This is a genomic window from Apibacter sp. (assembly GCF_025291155.1).
In the GTDB taxonomy this organism is placed as follows: domain Bacteria; phylum Bacteroidota; class Bacteroidia; order Flavobacteriales; family Weeksellaceae; genus Apibacter.
Genome location: NZ_JAMBJZ010000037.1, coordinates 1 through 18,591 on the forward strand (window position 1 = coordinate 1; position 18,591 = coordinate 18,591).

The window sequence follows — 18,591 nt, forward strand, 5'->3', positions numbered from 1 at the left end:
CTGATATGAAATTATATAAAGACTTTGGCTTAGAGGGAGAAGATGCCGAAGACTTTTTGCTTCATTTCACAAAAGAATTTAATATTGCTTTTAGTGAAGATTTTAATTTTAGTGATAGGTTTTATTTAGAATATGAAGAGGGATTTATGAAAAATCTTTTTGCTCCCTTTATATCTGTTTTCAACTTATTAAATAACAAAAAATTCCCTATATTAAAAGACTTAAGCATTGCAGAATTACAAGAGGCTATTAAAACGGGGATATTAAAATAGTTTTTTCATAAGTTTGTGAAAAAGGGTTAAAAAAGCCCCACTCGCCAAGTTTGTTGTACGGTATTTTTCAGGTTTCACAATTTAGTGAAATAATAAATTTTATTTCTTTAATAAAGTAATTACACCGCTCAACAACATTATAGAATGGTTTGTTTTTATATCTGAGAACTTTATCAATCGTGAATACTTTTGCTTAACGAAATTATTAAGCAAATTATTTTTCTCGTTTGACTAAATTGTCAAACGTGTAACTCAATAATTTTCTTGAACTACTCAATTTACTAAATAGTACGACGATTTGACAAAGTTGTCAAAACAATTATATAAAGGTAAGCCAATAAGTGAAAATAATATCAAAAAATACATTATTACCCGTAATTATTTCGTTGAATGTAAAACAACCTTTTTTTGATTCACCAAATTTAGTGAATCAAAAGTTTACTTCAATTACTTACCTATTTTGTGGAGCAAACAAAAACAATCTTTAATAGGTTTTCAACAAATTTTTTGAAAACCTTAAATAACTAAGTTTAATAAAAAACATAACATTATAACAAAAGAAATTTTGCTTTTTATTACTTTTTACAACTTCTAAAGTAAAAACATTTTGAAAACTAGTAAAAAAATTTCCCGTATAACATGGTGGCAATACCCGAAAGGACTGCAAGCGATATTTTTTACCGCTAGGACACCTAATTTATACGGGTTTATATTTCCTAAAGTAAAAACATTATGCAAAAAAATGCAACAAAAAACAGTATTCCCCCTTGTTATTTAGAAAAGATTAAAACAAACTCCAAAACAAGTAAAAAGTTTATAGAGTTTGAAATTTGTAATTATTGGCACTTATACAGGTTACAAACTTCAATTTTAAATATTTGTATAAACATATTGTGTTTAAAAGATGAAAATATGTTAATAACCACAAATCCTGAGGATGTAACTAATTTACTAGAGATACAAAGAGAGTTGTTAGATTATGCACCCTTTGAATTTTTAGACAGTTCTTTAAATATTAATTAAATAGCGTTTAAACAACCTTTAAATAATTTATAAAAGCGCTTTAAATTTTTAAGGTGCTTTTTTATGTTTTATAATTGGGGGATTATTTTAATTAAGACATCAAACAAATTTTACTAAAAAATACTTTTTACTTCATTTTTCGGCTTGATGTCGGCGTATTGTAAAAAGAAAAAGGCTTAAATCATTTACAGTCAAATGTTTAAGCCTTTAAAAACGTACCCCAGACGGGACTTGAACCCGTACAGCCTAATGGCCACAGGATTTTAAGTCCTGCGTGTCTACCAATTCCACCACCGGGGCTTAGTATTATTAAATTTTAATTATCAAACCTGAGCGAAAAACGGGACTCGAACCCGCGACCCCGACCTTGGCAAGGTCGTGCTCTACCAGCTGAGCTATTTTCGCGCTTCAATTAACGTCTCTCTTGTAATTTGGTTTGCAAATATAGAATTGATTTTTCTTTTCTGCAAACTTTTTTTTCAATTTTTAAACTATTTTCATAATCAATTTACTTACACGATTAAGTATCAATTTATTAAAATTGAAAAATTATAATAACATAAACCCTAAAAACCATTGAGAACTTTTGCTTCTATCTCTTTTATTTATCTTCATTTAAAAAAAACAATGGTTTTTTTATTAATTGTTTATATTTGTCAAAAGTTATTCTAAAATATAAAAGTGAAAGCAAGAAAGGAATTTATAGCAGGTATAATAATAATTGTAACCTTAATAGCTTTTTGGTGGTTATTTAAATTTTTAAAAGCACAAAACATTTTTACTAACCAAAATACCTATTATATAAAGTATAATAAAGTTGAAGGTTTATCAAAATCCAAAAATGTAAATATAAACGGATTGAAGGTAGGTATGGTCGAATCTATTACCCCGGTCCCAACCAAAACAAAAAATATTAGTTTCATTGTATCCATAAATGTAGACAAAGATTATAAATTTTCTAAAAATTCTGTTGCTCAAATTGTTACTAGCTTTATGAATGGAGCAGAAATTAACTTAGTGCTGGCAGAAGATCAAGCAGAAATTGCGAAATCAGGTGATACCCTAAAAGGAAGTTTAGTTCCCGGTTTAATGGATCTCGCTGAAGAAAAGATAAAACCTATCAGTGACAATGCGAATACAGTATTGATGCGGTTAGACTCTACCTTGGCCTCTACTAATAAGCTTCTTAATGAAAAAAACAGACAAAACATAGAAGCTTCTTTAGCTAATTTAAACAATGCTATAGCTGAATTCAATAAATTAGGTAAAGGTGCAAATCAATTGCTCGCCACTAATTCATCTAAAATTACTACGGCTATAGACAATACGAACAAGATGTTGGTTACTACTAATTCAACTGTTGAAAAATATGGAATGATGGCCGATAAGCTTAACAAAACTGATTTGGATGTTGCTGTTAAGAAGCTGGAATCCACTTTAAGTAATCTTAATGATATATCAAGTAAAATTAATTCTGGAGAAGGTACCATGGGGAAACTTATGAATGATCCCGGATTATATTCAAATTTAACTCAAGCTTCTAAAAATTTGAGCGTTTTATTGGATGATTTAAAAACCCATCCAAAAAGATATGTACATTTTTCAATCTTTGGGGGAAAAGATAAAACCAAAAAAAAAGAAGAGCCGATCAACTAACAATAAATTCTGTTATGGGTTTGAAGATCCGTTAATAAGCTAATTATGGATTACGTACAGAACATCATATTCTTACTTCTTGCTTTTGTTGGAATTGGATTGTTCATTCGTAATATTCTTAAAATAAAAAGAAATATTCTATTAGGCAAATCTGAAAATCGTTCAGATCATATTGCTCAAAGGTGGCTCTTAGTTTTAAGAATAGCCATAGGGCAAGGAAAAATGATGATTCGTCCTATATCCGGACTTTTACACATTATAGTATATTCTGGCTTTATTATTATAAATATTGAATTAATTGAAATATTTGCAGACGGAATATTAGGTACGCATAGATATTTCGGAAAAATATTACCTGCCTCTTTTTACAATTTTGTAACCGGTACGGTAGATATATTATCTTTTTTAGTATTAATTGCAGTTACCATTTTCTTTATACGAAGAAACATAACTAAAGTTTCTAGACTTAATTCTAAAGATTTACTAGGTTGGCCGCATATGGACGGAAACCTCATTTTAGCTATAGAATTTTTAATGATGCTTTCATTACTTATTATGAATGCATCCGATTCAACCCTTCAAAGAATGGGAATCGAGTACTCTTGTGGATTTTTCCCGATAAGTACTTATATTTTTGAGCAATTATTTTCTTCCTTTTCTAAAGAAAGCTTATTCATATGGCAAAAATCCACTTGGTGGTTTCATTATATAGGAGTATTATTTTTTTTAAACTATCTTTATTTTTCAAAACATTTGCATATTATATTGGCTTTTCCCAATACTTATTTTGCTTCCCTTCATAAAAAAGGACAGTTGAATAATCTGGAATCCGTATCTAAAGAAGTAAAATTATTAATAGCCCCGAATACGGATCCATACAGTGCTGAAGCGGATGATACCATTCCAGAAAAATTTGGAGTTAGTGATGCAACAGATTTATCATGGGTTCAATTGTTAAATGCTTATACATGTACTGAATGTGGACGGTGCACTTCAAATTGTCCGGCAAATTTAACCGGAAAAAAACTTTCTCCTAGGAAAATTATGATGGATGTACGTGATCGTATAGATGAAATAGGAAGAAACATTGATAAAAACGGACATTTTTTGGAGGACGGTAAACAACTTTTAGGAGACTATATCTCTACAGAAGAACTTTGGGCCTGTACTACTTGTAATGCCTGTGTAGAAGCTTGTCCGCTTCTCATTGATCCTCTTTCCATTATTATTGATATGAGAAGATATTTAGTTATGGAAAAAACGGATGCACCTAATGAATTGAATATTATAATGAATAATATAGAAAATAATAATGCACCTTGGCAATTTAGTCAAAGTGATAGAGCAAATTGGACTAAAGAGTAATTTTTTTATTTATTTTTAGAAAATAAACCACATCATGGAACGACCCATAAAAACAATGGCGGAATTTAAGGAAGAAGGCAAATCCCCGGAAATATTATTTTGGGTGGGATGTGCCGGTAGTTTTGATGAAAGAGCTAAAAAAATAACGAGATCTTTCGCTTCTTTACTGCAAAAAGCTAACGTGGAATTCGCCATATTAGGTCAGGAAGAAGGTTGTACAGGGGATCCTGCAAAAAGAGCAGGTAACGAGTTTCTTTTTCAAATGCAGGCAATGATGAATATAGAAATTTTAAATTCTTATCAAATAAAAAAAATAGTGACTGCCTGTCCTCATTGTTTTAATACTTTAAAGAATGAATATCCACAATTAGGAGGTAATTATGAAGTGTTACATCATACACAATTTTTACAATCTTTACTAAATGAAGGTAAAATAAAAGTAAAAGGAGGAATCTTTAAGGGGAAGAAAATAACTTTTCATGATCCTTGTTATTTAGGAAGGGCCAATGATGAGTATGAAGCTCCGCGAAAATTATTAGCCCAACTTGAAGCAAATTTATTAGAAATGAAACGTTGTAAACAAAATGGCTTTTGCTGTGGTGCCGGAGGTGCGCAAATGTTTAAAGAACCTGAACGAGGTTCTAAAGATATTAATATTGAGAGAACAGAAGAGGCCTTACAACTTAATCCCGATATTATTGCTACAGGATGCCCATTCTGCAATACCATGCTCGCAGATGGGATACAGACTAAAAATAAAAGCTCTGAAATATATGTTAAAGATTTAGCCGAATTACTTAATGAAAACTGGTTGTAAAAGTTTAAATAATACACATAACTTATTTGGGGTAGTATTTATGAATGTGATTCTTTTATCTATAAATATTTTTTTTATTTTAAAATTTTATTAGTTTATTTGTTATAAAATAAAAATACAAACAATTAAATAATTTTATCCTATTTACATAGAATAAAACTCTAAAATATTAAATCTTTTTATTTTATATCACACATGTTCATTAAATAATAATTACTTACACTTAATGAAGTATAAATTCACATATGATGAAAAAAACAAATCAAAATATATTCTTCTTAATACTGCTCTATTTAACTACAACTTTGGGTGCCTACGCTCAAAATACTAGTGAAAATAACAGTGAATGCGAAGACACTCTCCTATCTCAAGGAAAAAGAGACTCTCTTAAAATTCAGGAATTAAAAATGCAAGTCCAAGAATTAAAATTGAGTCAAATTGCCCTACTCACTGAAAAGAAAAATATGGGTAAAACGGATTCCTTAAAAAAAGCATTACAGAAAAAGCGAATAGATTCACTACGAGCAACTACCAAAGGATTTCCTGTTGTTATCGATAGAGATACATTATTTTATCTATATGCAAGAAGAGGGGGAGTTATGCCTGCTGACCGCGCAAGTAAAGTACAGGAAGTAATACTAGCAGAAGGAAAAAAATTAAAACTTAAACCAGACTCTATTTATACCTATGAAACCGAATATGTAACCGATATAATGTCAGGTGATAAAGTTATAATTACTTTGTCGGATCAGGATGGATTATGGCAAAATTTATCTCGACAAGATCTTGCTAAAAAGTATACCTCAATTATTTCTAAAAAAATTTCTGAACTCCATTCAAAATACGGACTTCAGCAAAAAATTAAATCATTCTTAATTTTATTTTTAGTTATTATTATTCAAATAATTGCTATTTATTTTACTCAAAAATTATTTAATAAAATTAAAAATTATTTAAAAAAATTAATTAATGAAAAATTCAAAGCTAATAAATTCCTAACAAATGATCGACAGGAAGTGTTATTGGTTTCCGTAACGAAGGTAATTAAATATTCATTTATCATTATCCAATTAATTATATCTTTATTTATTATTTTTTCAATTTTTCCTGAAACAGAAAAATATGTGTATTATATTTTCAATTTTGTGAGCAACATGGCCAAAGACATGGGAAATACAATTATACATTACATACCAAATCTTGTAAAAATTATTTTTATATACCTTATTTTCAAATATATTATTAAAATCTTAAAATATTTTGCAGGAGAAATATTCGAAGAAAGAATTAAAATAAAAGGCTTTTATTCGGATTGGGCTTACTCAACCTTCAATATCCTTCGCTTTTTACTTTATTCTTTTATGTTTATAATGATATGGCCTCTACTTCCTAATTCCAATTCTCCCGCCTTTCAAGGAATATCTGTGTTTATTGGACTTATCATATCTTTAGGTTCAACTACTGTAATTGGAAATTTAATGTCCGGATTAGTTATCACCTATATGCGTGCCTTTAAAATAGGAGATCAAATTAAATTAAATGATACGGTTGGAAATGTAGTTGAAAAAACGCCTTTTGTAACACGTATCAGAACATCTAAAAATGAATTAATTACAATACCTAATTCATTTATACTTTCCTCTCAAACAGTCAATTATAGCACTTCAGCAAGAAACTATGGAATTATCATTTATTCAGATATTACAGTAGGTTATGATATTCCTCGAAAAAAAGTGGAGGATTTACTTATTGAAGCTGCAACAAATACTGAGGGGGTAATGAAAAATCCTTCTCCCTTTGTTTTAATTAAAGAATTGGAAGATTTTTATTGCTGCTATCAAATTAATGCTTACACAGATTGCGATTTGGCTATGCCTAAAGTTTATTCAAATCTTCATAAAAATATTATTGATAGGTTCCATGAAGAAGGAATTGAAATTTTGTCTCCACATTTTTATGCAGAGCGAGATGGCAATGAAACTGTCATGCCACCGCAATATAAAAAGAAAACTAATGATTAATTTAACTAATATTATAATAAAAGGCCTTTTATTTAAAATTAAAGTTTGAATTCTGAATCGTTTAATTTAGGATTTATTTTATACTTAGTAATGGTTTCTTGAATTTCAGGAAAAGTATAGGTTTTCGTATCTGTTTTTCGGATAATATTTGTGGTAATCTTAGTGGGTAATTTATATCCATTAAAATTTTTATAATCTGAATACTCTTTTGTCATCACTACTTCATTCACTACTTCATTCACTTCAATACACTCTATTATATCCTCCTTTACTTTGAAACCTGTTTTAAGATCGAAATAAACAACGTGTTTTACAAAATTATCTGTAACTATTATCTTATAAACTTCCTTACCAGCTAACATTTCCTTACCATCAAATACGGCATTGTCAGAGGTATAATATAACTCTGATATTCCTTTTAATGGTAGTAGTCTTTCTCTTAATTGATCTTCATAGTCAACAGCACTCATATTGTAAAATAGGTTTTTTCCATCAAAACCAGTTATCGTGGTTTTTCCCATAAATAAAAATTTAGATATATACTTATTAGGTGTTTTGTATTTAATTTCAAAACTCACTTTATTAGGAACATCCTTAATAGACATTTCCCCTTTAGAAACTAAGGAAGTAAGCTGTTCTAATTTTTCTTTACTTCCGGCTACAGCAATATAATAGTTATGAAGAACTGATTCTAACGTTGGTTCTTGTTCCAAAATAGTATTTGAAACTGCAGTGTATCCAACTTCTAAATTAGCTGCTTTTACTATGTACGAAACAATTATTAATAAGGTAAATATTTTTCTTTTCATTTTGTTTTTATTTAAATTCTTAAAAAAAATAATTGAGTATAATCCTAATCTTTAAACAGTATCCTTATTAACACGATATAGGAAAATTTCCTTTATTTTAATTATATTTAGGTAATATTTTTATTTTTTCACCAATTATAATTATTATTAATTATAACAGTATTTATATAAAATACCAATAAATAACGTGCAATCTTTAGTTATTTATAATCCTCTTTGCGCAATCACTTCCTTTAATACCTTTAATACCCCATCTTCATCATTAGTGTCTGCTTCAAATTTTGCGATTTCTTTCAATTTGGGATGAGCATTTTTCATTGCATAACTAAAATAACTTTCATTAAACATACCTAAATCATTTAAATAATCCCCAAAAGCCATAGTTTCATCTTTAGATATTTTTAATATTTCTTGAATTTCTTTTAATGCAAACCCCTTATTGGCATTGTTAACAGATATATCCAACCAATTTTTCCCCGATATTACTACTTGATAATTTTCACTGAGATGTTCAACAAGTGGTAAAATATTTTCTTCGGAACTATCAGAATTATATATGGCAATTTTTACAATCTGATCATTAAGTTTTTTTTGAAAATCCGCAATAATTTTTCTTTTAGGATAATAGGGAGCTATTTGCTTTTCAAATTCATAATGACCTTCTTCAATGTATGCACTGTTTACCCCACATAAAAGCATCTGTGTATCCGGTAAGGGTAAAATTAATTGTGCTACTTCATTAATTACCTCTTGATCAAGTTTATGAACAAATAATTGTTTTTCATCATGTACCACATTCCCTCCATTTTCCGCAATGAAATATATTTCATCTTTAATACTTTCAAAATCACCTAAAAGACTGTAATATTGTCTTCCACTAGCTACAGCAAATTTTATATCCAATCTTTTCAGCTTTTCATAAATTGTAAAGAACTCCTTATTTAATGTATGGTCTGAATGAAGCAAGGTGCCATCCATATCTGTTACCACTAATTTTAACTTACTATAATCCATATAATAACTTAGTTAACTTTTAAATTATGTTTTATTGTTAGTCCATTGATAAAATCTGAAATCCTCATTCTTTTCTTTCCTTCTAACTGCACTTCATTTAAAAAATAGAACCCATCAGATGCTGCGATTTTAAGTATCTTTTTCCCTTCTATAATTACAGTTCCAATTTCTAAGATATGCTTTTCAATTTTATAATGTCCTTTATATATTTTTAAAATTTTTGATTCTCCATTAATTAGTAAATGAGTAAAAGCAGTAGGATAAGGACTTAAGCCTCTTATTAAATTATGTATTTTTTCTAAAGGTTCTTCCCACCGTATTTGACAATCATTTTTAAATATTTTAGGAGCATATTTGTATTCTACATCTTCTTTAAGAATTTGTTTTTGAGGTTTTAAAATCCCTTCTGCTAATCCATCTAAGGTTTTTACTACTAAGTGTTTTCCAAGTATTTTCAATTTATCATGTAGAATTCCTGCATCATCAGAATCATTAATTTCAGTTTTGGCCTGTAATAAAATTTCACCGGTATCAATCTTATCATCTATAAAAAATGTTGTTACTCCAGACACTTTATCCCCATTAATTATAGCAAAATTTATAGGTGATGCTCCTCTGTACTGAGGCAATAAAGAAGCATGCAAATTAAAAGTTCCTAGTTTAGGTAGGGACCACACTTCTTTAGGTAACAAACGAAAAGCAACAATTACTATTACATCGGGATTCAGCTTTTGAAGTTGGCTTACAAATTCAGGATCTTTCATTTTTACCGGTTGAAATAGAGGTAAATCATGACTCAATGCATATTTTTTAACAGAGGATTCTGCTATTTTTTGTCCTCTTCCAGCTGGCTTATCCGGGGTTGTTACTACTCCTACCACTTCATATCCGGACTTTATAATTTCTTCTAATGGAGCTACTGCAAACTCCGGAGTTCCCATATAGACTATTCTTAATGCTTTTTTTGTCATGTAAAATATGCGTATAAATTTGTATATAATACAAAGGTAAACATTGTAATTTTTCTTTTATTAATATGTTTCTCATTTTTTATCTTTTTATATTTTACAATAAGAATACATTTTCGATATTAAAAAATTCACTATATTTGCAAACCAAAAACGAATATTTTATGTACGCAATTGTAGAGATAGCAGGGCTTCAATACAAAGTTGAGCAAGACCAAAAATTGTTCGTAAACCGTTTGAAAGCTAATATTGATGACGAAGTAACTTTCGACAAAGTATTGCTTACCGATAACGGTTCTGTAACAGTTGGCGCCCCAGTTATTAATGGAGTGACAGTAGTCGCTAAAGTCTTAGATCAAGTAAAAGGAGACAAAGTAATTGTCTTTAAAAAGAAAAGAAGAAAAGGATATAAAGTGAAAAACGGTCATAGACAACAATTTACTCAAATACAAATTGTATCTATTGGCGGGTTGGAAGCACCTAAAAAAGCGGCAAAAAAAGCAGCTCCTAAAAAAGAAACAGAAGCAAAAGCAGAAGATTAATTTAATAAAGAAATTAAAGCATGGCACACAAGAAAGGAGTTGGTAGCTCCAAAAACGGTAGAGAATCACATTCCAAAAGATTAGGAGTAAAGATTTTCGGTGGTCAAGACGCCAAAGCAGGTAACATCTTAGTTAGACAAAGAGGAACAACTCATCACCCAGGTGATAATGTTGGAATGGGTAAAGATCATACTTTGTTTGCTCTAACAGATGGAATAGTAGTTTTTAGAAAAAAACAAAATAATCGTTCCTATGTTTCCATACAACCTAGTAGTGAAGCTCAGGCATAAATATAACGATTTATGTAAAAATATGAAATCCGGTCTAGACCGGATTTTTTTTATTTCTATTTTAATAGTCTTTTAATACTGATCTATAAAAACTTGTTCAAAACAGGCTTTTTACTTTAATTTTTTATTACTGTTATTTTATTTTATTCAAATAGTCTAATGGAGCCATAATGATTTTAACAACTTTAAACATACTTAAATATAGACACAATATAATAATGAGTGCGGAAATACCAAAATTTGATACTATGCCAGGATGAAAATGTAAAAAAGGAAACAATGCCACATATAATAAATATAAAAAAATGTGATGCATCAAATATATTTCTAACGTTTTCGAACCATACTTGCCAATGGTATCAGGAACTAAATTGATAACTCCAATAGAAACTACTATTGCTAAAAAATACGCTAAAATCCTATATAAGAGTCCTGTAATCCTGGAAGAATCTTGTTCAATATAAGGGGCTTCTCCAAAAAGAGAGACTATGAATTCTCTATTAACAAAGAAATACATGCAAATAAAGAATATAATTAAGAAACCTATTGTATAAATTTTATTTATATCTCTTATTTTAAAAATTGTTGATTCTCTACAATAAGCACCTAAAAGAAAATAGGGAAAAAAAGTAAATATTCTGAACAAAGGTATTTCATAATCGAAGAATCCTATACAAAGAGGAAAAATAAAAGACAAACTTAGCAAACTGTATTTAGAAAATTTATCTTTAGCTAAAAGGAATAGAAGACGCCATACTAATAATCCGATAATATACCATCCTTTAGGTTTAGCGAAAAAGATAAGCCATTCTTTAAAATCTAAAAACAATAAGGGAAAAGAATAAATAAATTGGAATATTGTAAACGTAATTATAAGTGATATAAATGATTTTTTATATTTTCCCAAATTTATATTTTTTGAAAAATATCCGGAAACAAATATAAATAAAGGCATATGAAATGAATATATAAACCCATAAATAGCATCTTTAATACTTCCGGAATTATATTGTAAAGTATGACCAAAAACCATTAAATATATTAAACCGAATTTCAAAGAATCAAAGAGCATATTTCTTTGCATAACCGTTATATTTAAATATTATGAATAATACTATATGATATTATTTCATCTTAAATTTTATTTTATAGATTAAAAATTCTTCTTGCATTTTCTGAAGTAATTTTACCTACTTCATCAGGCATGAGCTCATAGATATCTGAAATTTTATCTGCAATTACTTTTAAATACGATGATTCATTTCTTTTTCCTCGAAACGGTGTAGGTGCTAAATAAGGGGAATCAGTTTCCAAAACTATATTTTCTAGAGGAATTTCTTTCAAAAATTTATCAATTTTTCCATTCTTAAAAGTAACTACTCCACCTATACCTAAATAAAACCCCAAATCTATAAATTGTTTTGCTTGCTCTAAGTTTCCACTAAAACAATGTACTATCCCATATAAATCCGAATCCTTCTCTTTTTCAAGAATTTCCAATGCTTCTTTAAAAGCATCTCTTATATGAATTATTATAGGCAGCTTAAATTTCTTAGCTAAATTTATTTGTTTAATAAAAGCATATTTTTGCAATTCCAATGTAGTAGTATCCCAATATAGATCTAAACCGATTTCTCCAACAGCTGCAAATTTTTCTTCCAATAACTTATTTTCTACAAAAGCTAATTCGTGTTCGTATGTTTCTGATTTCACATCGCATGGATGAAGGCCGATCATTAAAAACATATTTTCAGGATATTTATTTTTAAGATCTTCCATTTTATTATAATATGAAGAATTTATAGATGGAAGGTAAAAACGTTGCACTCCTATATCCATAGCTCTTTGGATAACTTTATCCCTGTCATGATCAAACTTTTCAGAATATATATGAGTATGGGTGTCTATTAGTATCATTCCTTTTATCTTTTTAATGTTATAAAATTATTACTAGGATTTAATAAGATTCATTCATTCTATTTCTTAATTCCTGAAATTCTTCTTTAAAAGCCATAGGGGGCAGAAACGGCTCCAAATCTTTAATATGTTTTAAAATACTATACAAAAACTTCTTATAAGCTATCGTATGTTTATTTTGAATTTTATGTTGTAAAGAAGTATTTACTTTTTTTACCATTTGCATAGTAGTGTAATCTTTAGATGATATATGAGCTGTCTTAAATTTTTCCCAAATATATTTAATAGCTAGGTCGTTCGGATGAATCATATCTTCCTTATAAAAGCGATAATCTCTTAAGTCGTCCATCATAAATTCATAGGAAGGAAAATATTCACAATTATCGTACGATTCAACTACTGAATGAATAGCACATAATAATTTTGACTTACTCTTATTATTTTCAATAATTCCATCTTTTATATGTCTTACAGGACTTAAGGTAAAAAAAATTTTCATTTCTTTTTTACCCATTTCTGTCAACATTTCTATAATATTTTTAAGAGAAGTTTTTATTTGATGCTCTGCTAATAATATTTTAGAAAAATTTGAATTTGGTATTTTATGACAATTGGCAACTATTATATCAAATTGAGTTAATTTATATACAAATGAGGTTCCAAGAGTAATTATAACCATGTCTGTTTCTTGTAGAAAACTGTTGGCTTGATGTATATTTTGATTAATAGTATTTAGAACCTTCTCTTTAGATATATCACTAAAAGAGGAATGATGATCCCAACTTAAATATAATTCTTCGTATTTAAACAGCTCTGAAGCCTGATATTCTTCTTGAGAAAAAATCCTCATGATTGCGTTTTCTATGGCTAAGGGATGAAATATAACTCCAAAAGGGTTATGCATCACCGAAAACTTATATTCTGAAAGCTTATTGGAAATTTCAGTAGCAAAACAAGAACCTATAGTAAATATTTTACTTTTGTAATCAATCTTAATCGAATTATTAGGATTATATGGCAATTCTGTTCTAAATATCATACGTACTAATTATCCCTCACTAATAAATAATCTATTAATTCATAAAACATCTTTTTCTTATTTGTATCTGCCTTAACCATTTCTAAATAATTTTTTGCCTGATCAGAATAGTGTTTTATTAATTCCATACAAGAGGTAGCAACATCCAATTCTTTAAAAATAGTCAAAACTTCGTTGGTCTTATCCTGACTTGCTTCTATAACAGCATACCAATGATTTAATTTTCTTTTTTGATTTTCATTAGCCTTTTGTTTGGCTAATATGTATAAAATAGTTTTTTTATTTTCATCAATATCGCCGGCATGTTTTTTACCTATAGTTTCTTGTTTTCCAAATACATCTAAATAATCATCCATTAACTGAAATGCAATTCCTAAATGACGACCAAATTCATACATATTTTTCGAATCTTCAACCCCAGCTTCAGCCAATAAAGCTCCCATCTCCAATGCGCAAGCACACAGAACAGCGGTCTTTTTAGTTATCATATCGATATACTCATCATAAGATACCTCTTGCTGTTTTTCAAAATTCATATCATATTGCTGTCCTTCACAAACTTCTAGTGCCGTTTGAGAAAATAGGGCAAAACATTTTTTAAATAAGTGAGAATCAAGGTCTTCATACATTTGAAATGATTTTACCAATAAAGCGTCACCTGAAAGTATGGCGGTATTCTCATCATACTTTACGTGAACTGTTTTTTTACCTCTACGTAAAGAGGCTTTATCCATAATATCGTCATGCATTAAGGAAAAATTGTGAAAATATTCTATTCCTAAAGCAGGCTTTATCGCCCTTTCAATATCTCCATCAAATAGATCACAAGACATTAATAATATGATAGGGCGTAGATGCTTCCCTCCCAATGCTAAAATATAATTGATAGGATCGTATAATTGGTGAGGAGAATTAGTTAGCTTATAGTTCTCAATGGCATCTGTAACAATTAATTTATATTTATCTAAAAAAGGCATTATTTCATATTTTCTATATCTTTATACAAAGATAAGGTTTTGTAAAACATTCTTCCTATCCTTGTAAACAAATTTATTATCAAAGTTTTACATTTGACACTAATCATATTTTTTTTAGTTACTAGTTATTACATATAAATAGTATTGAAAAAAAGAAGTGTTTAAATTTTATTACATTTAGTTTTCACAAATTTTTAAACAATAAAAATGGATACATTACTAAAATTAGAAAATATAATTCCGCAAAATGAAACTGTAAGATTCTCCCAACCAATCAACTGGAAAATTAACTCCTCGCAACATTGGGCAATTATTGGTCCCAACGGATCAGGCAAATCCCTACTTATCGATATTTTATTCGGAAAATATGCTTTAAAAGAAGGAAAGATTATTTATAAAGAAAAAAAGACTTGCTTAAGTAATTACATTAAAGTGGTCGCTTTTCGAAATATTTATTCATTTACCAAAACTCAAGATAGTTATTATCAACAAAGATGGAATATCGGATTAAATGACGATACACCAAAAGTAAAAGATATTTTGTTTAAAAATGCTGACTTAAAATGGATAAAATATTTAATCGAAATATTCAGAATTGAAGATTTAATTGAAAAGAATATAGATCTTCTTTCCAGTGGAGAGCTAAGGAAATTTTTAATTATACAAACTTTGTCTACCCAACCCAGAATATTAATTTTGGATAATCCATTTATTGGATTGGATATTCAAGCAAGACAAGTTTTAGAAGAGGTTTTTCAAAATCTAAAAAATCTAAAAAATGTACAAATAGTACTTCTTATTTCGGATCTTCATGATATCTCCCCTATTATTACGCATATCTTACCTATTAAAAACAAAGAAATATTAGATAGTCTAAGTATAAATGATTTTTTAACCGACAAAAAATTACAAAATACTTTATTCACTATAAGTTTAAATGATAAAAAGTTTCTTCCAAACTTTGAAAACCAAAACAATCAAAACAATTACAAAAATGCACTATTATTAAACCATATAAACATCCGTTATGGAAATAGGACAATTCTAAAAGATTTATCTTGGAAAGTTGTAAAAGGTGAAAAATGGCTATTATCCGGACCTAACGGATCTGGAAAATCTACTTTATTAAGTGTAATAGCAGCCGACAATCCTCAAGCTTATGCCAATGATATAATTTTATTCGATAAAAAACGAGGTACAGGAGAAAGTATCTGGGATATAAAAAAACATATTGGCTATGTTTCTCCGGAAATGCACCTATATTATCAAAAAAATATAAGCTGTCTTGAAGTAATTGGCTCAGGCTTTTTTGATACCATTGGACTATACAGAAAATGTAACGACGAGCAAAAAAAAATATCTATACAATGGATGGAGGCTTTACACATAGAAAAGTTAAAAAACGTATCTTTTCTTACTGTATCAACCGGAGAGCAGCGTCTAGTACTCTTAGCACGCGTTTTTGTGAAAAATCCATCTCTTGTAATTCTCGATGAACCCTTACATGGATTAGACATGGGCAATAAATCTCACGTATTACGAATTATCGAAGAATTCTGTGATTCCCATAAATCATTAATTTATGTTACCCATCAGAAAAACGAAATACCAACAAGTATAAATCATGAACTTATTTTAACTAAACATTCCAACTAAGCGAATAAAGACAAAACCCTATTCCCAAAATCAAAAAAATGTTTTATCGGCATTGTATATATAAATTGAATAGGTGACCAGCTCCCCCCTAATGGTAAACCAATAAATAATATTATGAATCTATTAATATAACAAATCCTATTAGAAATATTAATATTAATTTGTTTTAAAAAACCCATATTGGAATTTACATTAAGTAAAGTGAATATAGTTATTATATTGGCAAGCCAGAACCACCTAACATAATCAATTGCTATTAAGGATATTAAGATAATAGCAAAATATTGAAATAATAGAAATGTGAAAATATATTTTGAATTTGATTTAAAATTATTATTCAAATAAATCAACATACATAAGAAAATTAATACTAGATTAATAAAAAAACCTACAAGGTAAATTGGATTATTCTTAAAAATAGAGATTTTCCATATAACGACTTCATCAGTAGAATTAAATGTCCAATATAATTTGCTTATTTGATCTAAATATTCTCCTCCGAAACCCTTCCAACTATCAATAATAACATTTGTATCCACGCCACGACCATTAAAATACAGTCCCATTAATAAAAATACAATAAATGAAGGAGATAATAAAACTATCTTTCTTACATTCTCTACACTAAAACTATTTACATTAAGTAAATAGAGTATCGGAAAAAAAGTAAAGATAAAGTATGCTTCGTGATTAAGAATCATAAAAATACTCATTAAGTTAACCACAATAAGTTTAGTATTAATATTGTCAATCTTGTTTACAACATACATTTGTAAAACAAAAAATACTATGAAAAATATATCTATGAAAAAAAACATATTAAATGCTATAACATTCAAAAGCATAAAACTCCCAAATAATATATAAAATTCGATTTTATGTTTATAAAATCCTCTTATAATCAAATAAAACAAAACAACTATTACAATAAGAAAAAAAATTATTTGAAATTTAAATGGATTTATAAATGTATATTTTGAGAAGAAATGTAAAATACTTCCAAACAATCCTCTTCTAATAAACCCATCTTGATAATTAATATAAAAAGTCGACACGATAAGAATTTTATTATTAAAATAATTTAAAAACTTAAGTATAACTTCAATTAAAATAATAAAATAAATAAATAAACAAATTTTTTTCATAATTAATTTTAACATATAAAATACAAACTTACAAATTACAATCTAAATTAATATAGGATATTTTCAATTAATATAGAATATTTTCAATTATTTAAAACTATAAAATAAAACCAATCAGTAGTTGACGCAGATCGCTATTTATCCAAAATATTAATTATCAACAAAATAAACACATCACACACTTGGTCAATCATCTAAAAAATCATTAGTTTAAAGGAATATTACCACACTATTCTTTAATTATGATTCCCAAGAAGAAGAGCTTAAACTGATAAATAATTTATATATATACCTGTGATTCATATGATTCAGAGCTAAAATATTGCTATTAAAGGTACAATAGTATCTTTTACCAATCAGGAAATAATGACTATTTGCCTATTTGCAGAGTATTATCAGAAGTATTTCCTTATCAAAAATACAAGTATCTTTCTTTCTGTTTTCCTTTACTGCTATTCTATTATATATTTAGCCTAAGATTAATCGCCAAATTGAATGCATAAAATATAATTTCTAAGAGAGTGATTACATTATTCAGAACGCAAGATTTTGATTTTAATATATCGTTAATTGACTCAATGCCTGTTATCATTTGTGCAAGACGGAATAGAGAAAGCAAAGTAGCAAAAAAATAACAGCTTAAGGATATTGCTGGTTTAAAACTTCATGCTTTGGCCTACAAAAGAATCAATATAGTTCCCTTTTCGGGAAATATCACTTTTACCTATGAAGAGGATAATGACCTGACTGTCTTTAAACAAACATGGAGATGATTAAATTTTCAACATAGTCTTATTTGGAGATAAGACATACTCTAATTTCGAATATTTTGATAAAAAACAAAAAGTACATCAAAAATACAGAAATGCTTACTCCTGTTTAAAATATCAAAAGAAAATATGAACAATAAAAGCAACGAAGCAAAACCTATAATAACTTATTTTTAGCTGTTGTTTCTTAGATTAGGTAATCCTTATAATCATGCTTTAACTAGTTAAATGCAAAAACCAATATTCAAAGATTGCGTAAAGTAATAATCACGTGTGGACTGCTTATACACATAAAATGAGGAAAATTTCT

The 18,591-nt window shown here is 28.2% G+C and carries 16 protein-coding genes and 2 tRNA genes; 8 read left to right on the forward strand and 10 right to left on the reverse strand.

Annotation, left to right across the window (positions count from 1 at the left end):
- On the forward strand, window positions 1–272 hold a 272-nt coding region (locus tag M3Z80_RS05115), incomplete at its 5' end, for a DUF1493 family protein (protein ID WP_293918188.1).
- Window positions 273–1,511: 1,239 nt separating this feature from the next.
- Here M3Z80_RS05115 and M3Z80_RS05120 read toward each other — a convergent pair.
- Window positions 1,512–1,595, reverse strand: a tRNA-Leu gene (locus M3Z80_RS05120).
- A gap of 32 nt (window positions 1,596–1,627) precedes the next feature.
- Window positions 1,628–1,700 (reverse strand) — tRNA-Gly (locus M3Z80_RS05125).
- 276 nt (window positions 1,701–1,976) lie between these two features.
- Between M3Z80_RS05125 and M3Z80_RS05130 the strand changes: the two genes are divergently transcribed.
- The 4 genes from M3Z80_RS05130 (at window position 1,977) to M3Z80_RS05145 (ending at window position 7,154) form a co-directional block, all read left to right on the forward strand.
- Entirely contained in the window at window positions 1,977–2,951 is a 975-nt protein-coding gene (locus tag M3Z80_RS05130) for an MlaD family protein (protein ID WP_293918190.1), read from the forward strand.
- Between the two features lie 45 nt (window positions 2,952–2,996).
- Window positions 2,997–4,316: a 4Fe-4S dicluster domain-containing protein gene (locus tag M3Z80_RS05135; RefSeq protein WP_293918192.1), complete on the forward strand. Its 1,320-nt coding sequence runs from the start codon at window positions 2,997–2,999 to the stop codon at window positions 4,314–4,316.
- A 34-nt stretch (window positions 4,317–4,350) separates the two neighbouring features.
- A complete protein-coding gene (locus M3Z80_RS05140; RefSeq protein WP_293918194.1) occupies window positions 4,351–5,133 on the forward strand; it encodes a (Fe-S)-binding protein in 783 nt (260 codons plus the stop codon).
- 248 nt (window positions 5,134–5,381) lie between these two features.
- Window positions 5,382–7,154, forward strand: a complete 1,773-nt coding sequence (locus tag M3Z80_RS05145; protein ID WP_293918196.1) for a mechanosensitive ion channel family protein — start codon at window positions 5,382–5,384, stop codon at window positions 7,152–7,154.
- A 38-nt stretch (window positions 7,155–7,192) separates the two neighbouring features.
- Here M3Z80_RS05145 and M3Z80_RS05150 read toward each other — a convergent pair whose 3' ends face one another.
- From M3Z80_RS05150 to fmt, 3 genes are all read right to left on the reverse strand, one after another.
- Window positions 7,193–7,963 (reverse strand): hypothetical protein, encoded by a 771-nt coding sequence (locus M3Z80_RS05150; RefSeq protein ID WP_293918198.1) that lies wholly within the window; start codon window positions 7,961–7,963, stop codon window positions 7,193–7,195.
- 204 nt (window positions 7,964–8,167) lie between these two features.
- Complete coding sequence (locus M3Z80_RS05155) at window positions 8,168–8,977, reverse strand: Cof-type HAD-IIB family hydrolase (RefSeq protein ID WP_293918200.1); 810 nt, start codon at window positions 8,975–8,977, stop codon at window positions 8,168–8,170.
- Window positions 8,978–8,985: 8 nt separating this feature from the next.
- The gene (gene fmt / locus M3Z80_RS05160) at window positions 8,986–9,948 is read right to left on the reverse strand and encodes a methionyl-tRNA formyltransferase (protein ID WP_293918202.1); all 963 of its coding nucleotides are present in this window, start codon (window positions 9,946–9,948) and stop codon (window positions 8,986–8,988) included.
- A gap of 161 nt (window positions 9,949–10,109) precedes the next feature.
- Here fmt and rplU point away from each other — a divergent pair, with 161 nt between their 5' ends.
- A complete protein-coding gene (gene rplU, locus M3Z80_RS05165) occupies window positions 10,110–10,487 on the forward strand; it encodes a 50S ribosomal protein L21 (RefSeq protein ID WP_293918204.1) in 378 nt (125 codons plus the stop codon).
- Between the two features lie 20 nt (window positions 10,488–10,507).
- Window positions 10,508–10,777, forward strand: coding sequence for a 50S ribosomal protein L27 (gene rpmA, locus M3Z80_RS05170; RefSeq protein ID WP_293918206.1), 270 nt, complete (start codon window positions 10,508–10,510; stop codon window positions 10,775–10,777).
- Window positions 10,778–10,910: 133 nt separating this feature from the next.
- Here the strand turns inward: rpmA and M3Z80_RS05175 are convergent, their stop codons facing one another.
- The 4 genes from M3Z80_RS05175 to M3Z80_RS05190 all read right to left on the reverse strand — a co-directional run bounded on the left by M3Z80_RS05175 (window position 10,911) and on the right by M3Z80_RS05190 (window position 14,710).
- The gene (locus M3Z80_RS05175) at window positions 10,911–11,861 is read right to left on the reverse strand and encodes an acyltransferase family protein (RefSeq protein ID WP_293918208.1); all 951 of its coding nucleotides are present in this window, start codon (window positions 11,859–11,861) and stop codon (window positions 10,911–10,913) included.
- Between the two features lie 62 nt (window positions 11,862–11,923).
- Complete coding sequence (locus tag M3Z80_RS05180; protein WP_293918210.1) at window positions 11,924–12,694, reverse strand: TatD family hydrolase; 771 nt, start codon at window positions 12,692–12,694, stop codon at window positions 11,924–11,926.
- 40 nt (window positions 12,695–12,734) lie between these two features.
- Window positions 12,735–13,733 (reverse strand): GSCFA domain-containing protein, encoded by a 999-nt coding sequence (locus M3Z80_RS05185; RefSeq protein ID WP_293918212.1) that lies wholly within the window; start codon window positions 13,731–13,733, stop codon window positions 12,735–12,737.
- 5 nt (window positions 13,734–13,738) lie between these two features.
- Window positions 13,739–14,710, reverse strand: coding sequence for a polyprenyl synthetase family protein (locus M3Z80_RS05190; RefSeq protein ID WP_293918214.1), 972 nt, complete (start codon window positions 14,708–14,710; stop codon window positions 13,739–13,741).
- Between the two features lie 207 nt (window positions 14,711–14,917).
- Between M3Z80_RS05190 and M3Z80_RS05195 the strand changes: the two genes are divergently transcribed.
- A complete protein-coding gene (locus M3Z80_RS05195) occupies window positions 14,918–16,366 on the forward strand; it encodes an ATP-binding cassette domain-containing protein (protein WP_293918216.1) in 1,449 nt (482 codons plus the stop codon).
- On the opposite strand, the gene M3Z80_RS05200 is transcribed toward M3Z80_RS05195, so the two are convergent.
- On the reverse strand, window positions 16,363–17,067 hold the full coding sequence (locus tag M3Z80_RS05200) for a hypothetical protein (RefSeq protein WP_293918218.1): 705 nt from the start codon (window positions 17,065–17,067) through the stop codon (window positions 16,363–16,365). The genes M3Z80_RS05195 and M3Z80_RS05200 overlap by 4 nt on opposite strands.
- Between the last annotated feature and the right edge of the window lie 1,524 nt (window positions 17,068–18,591).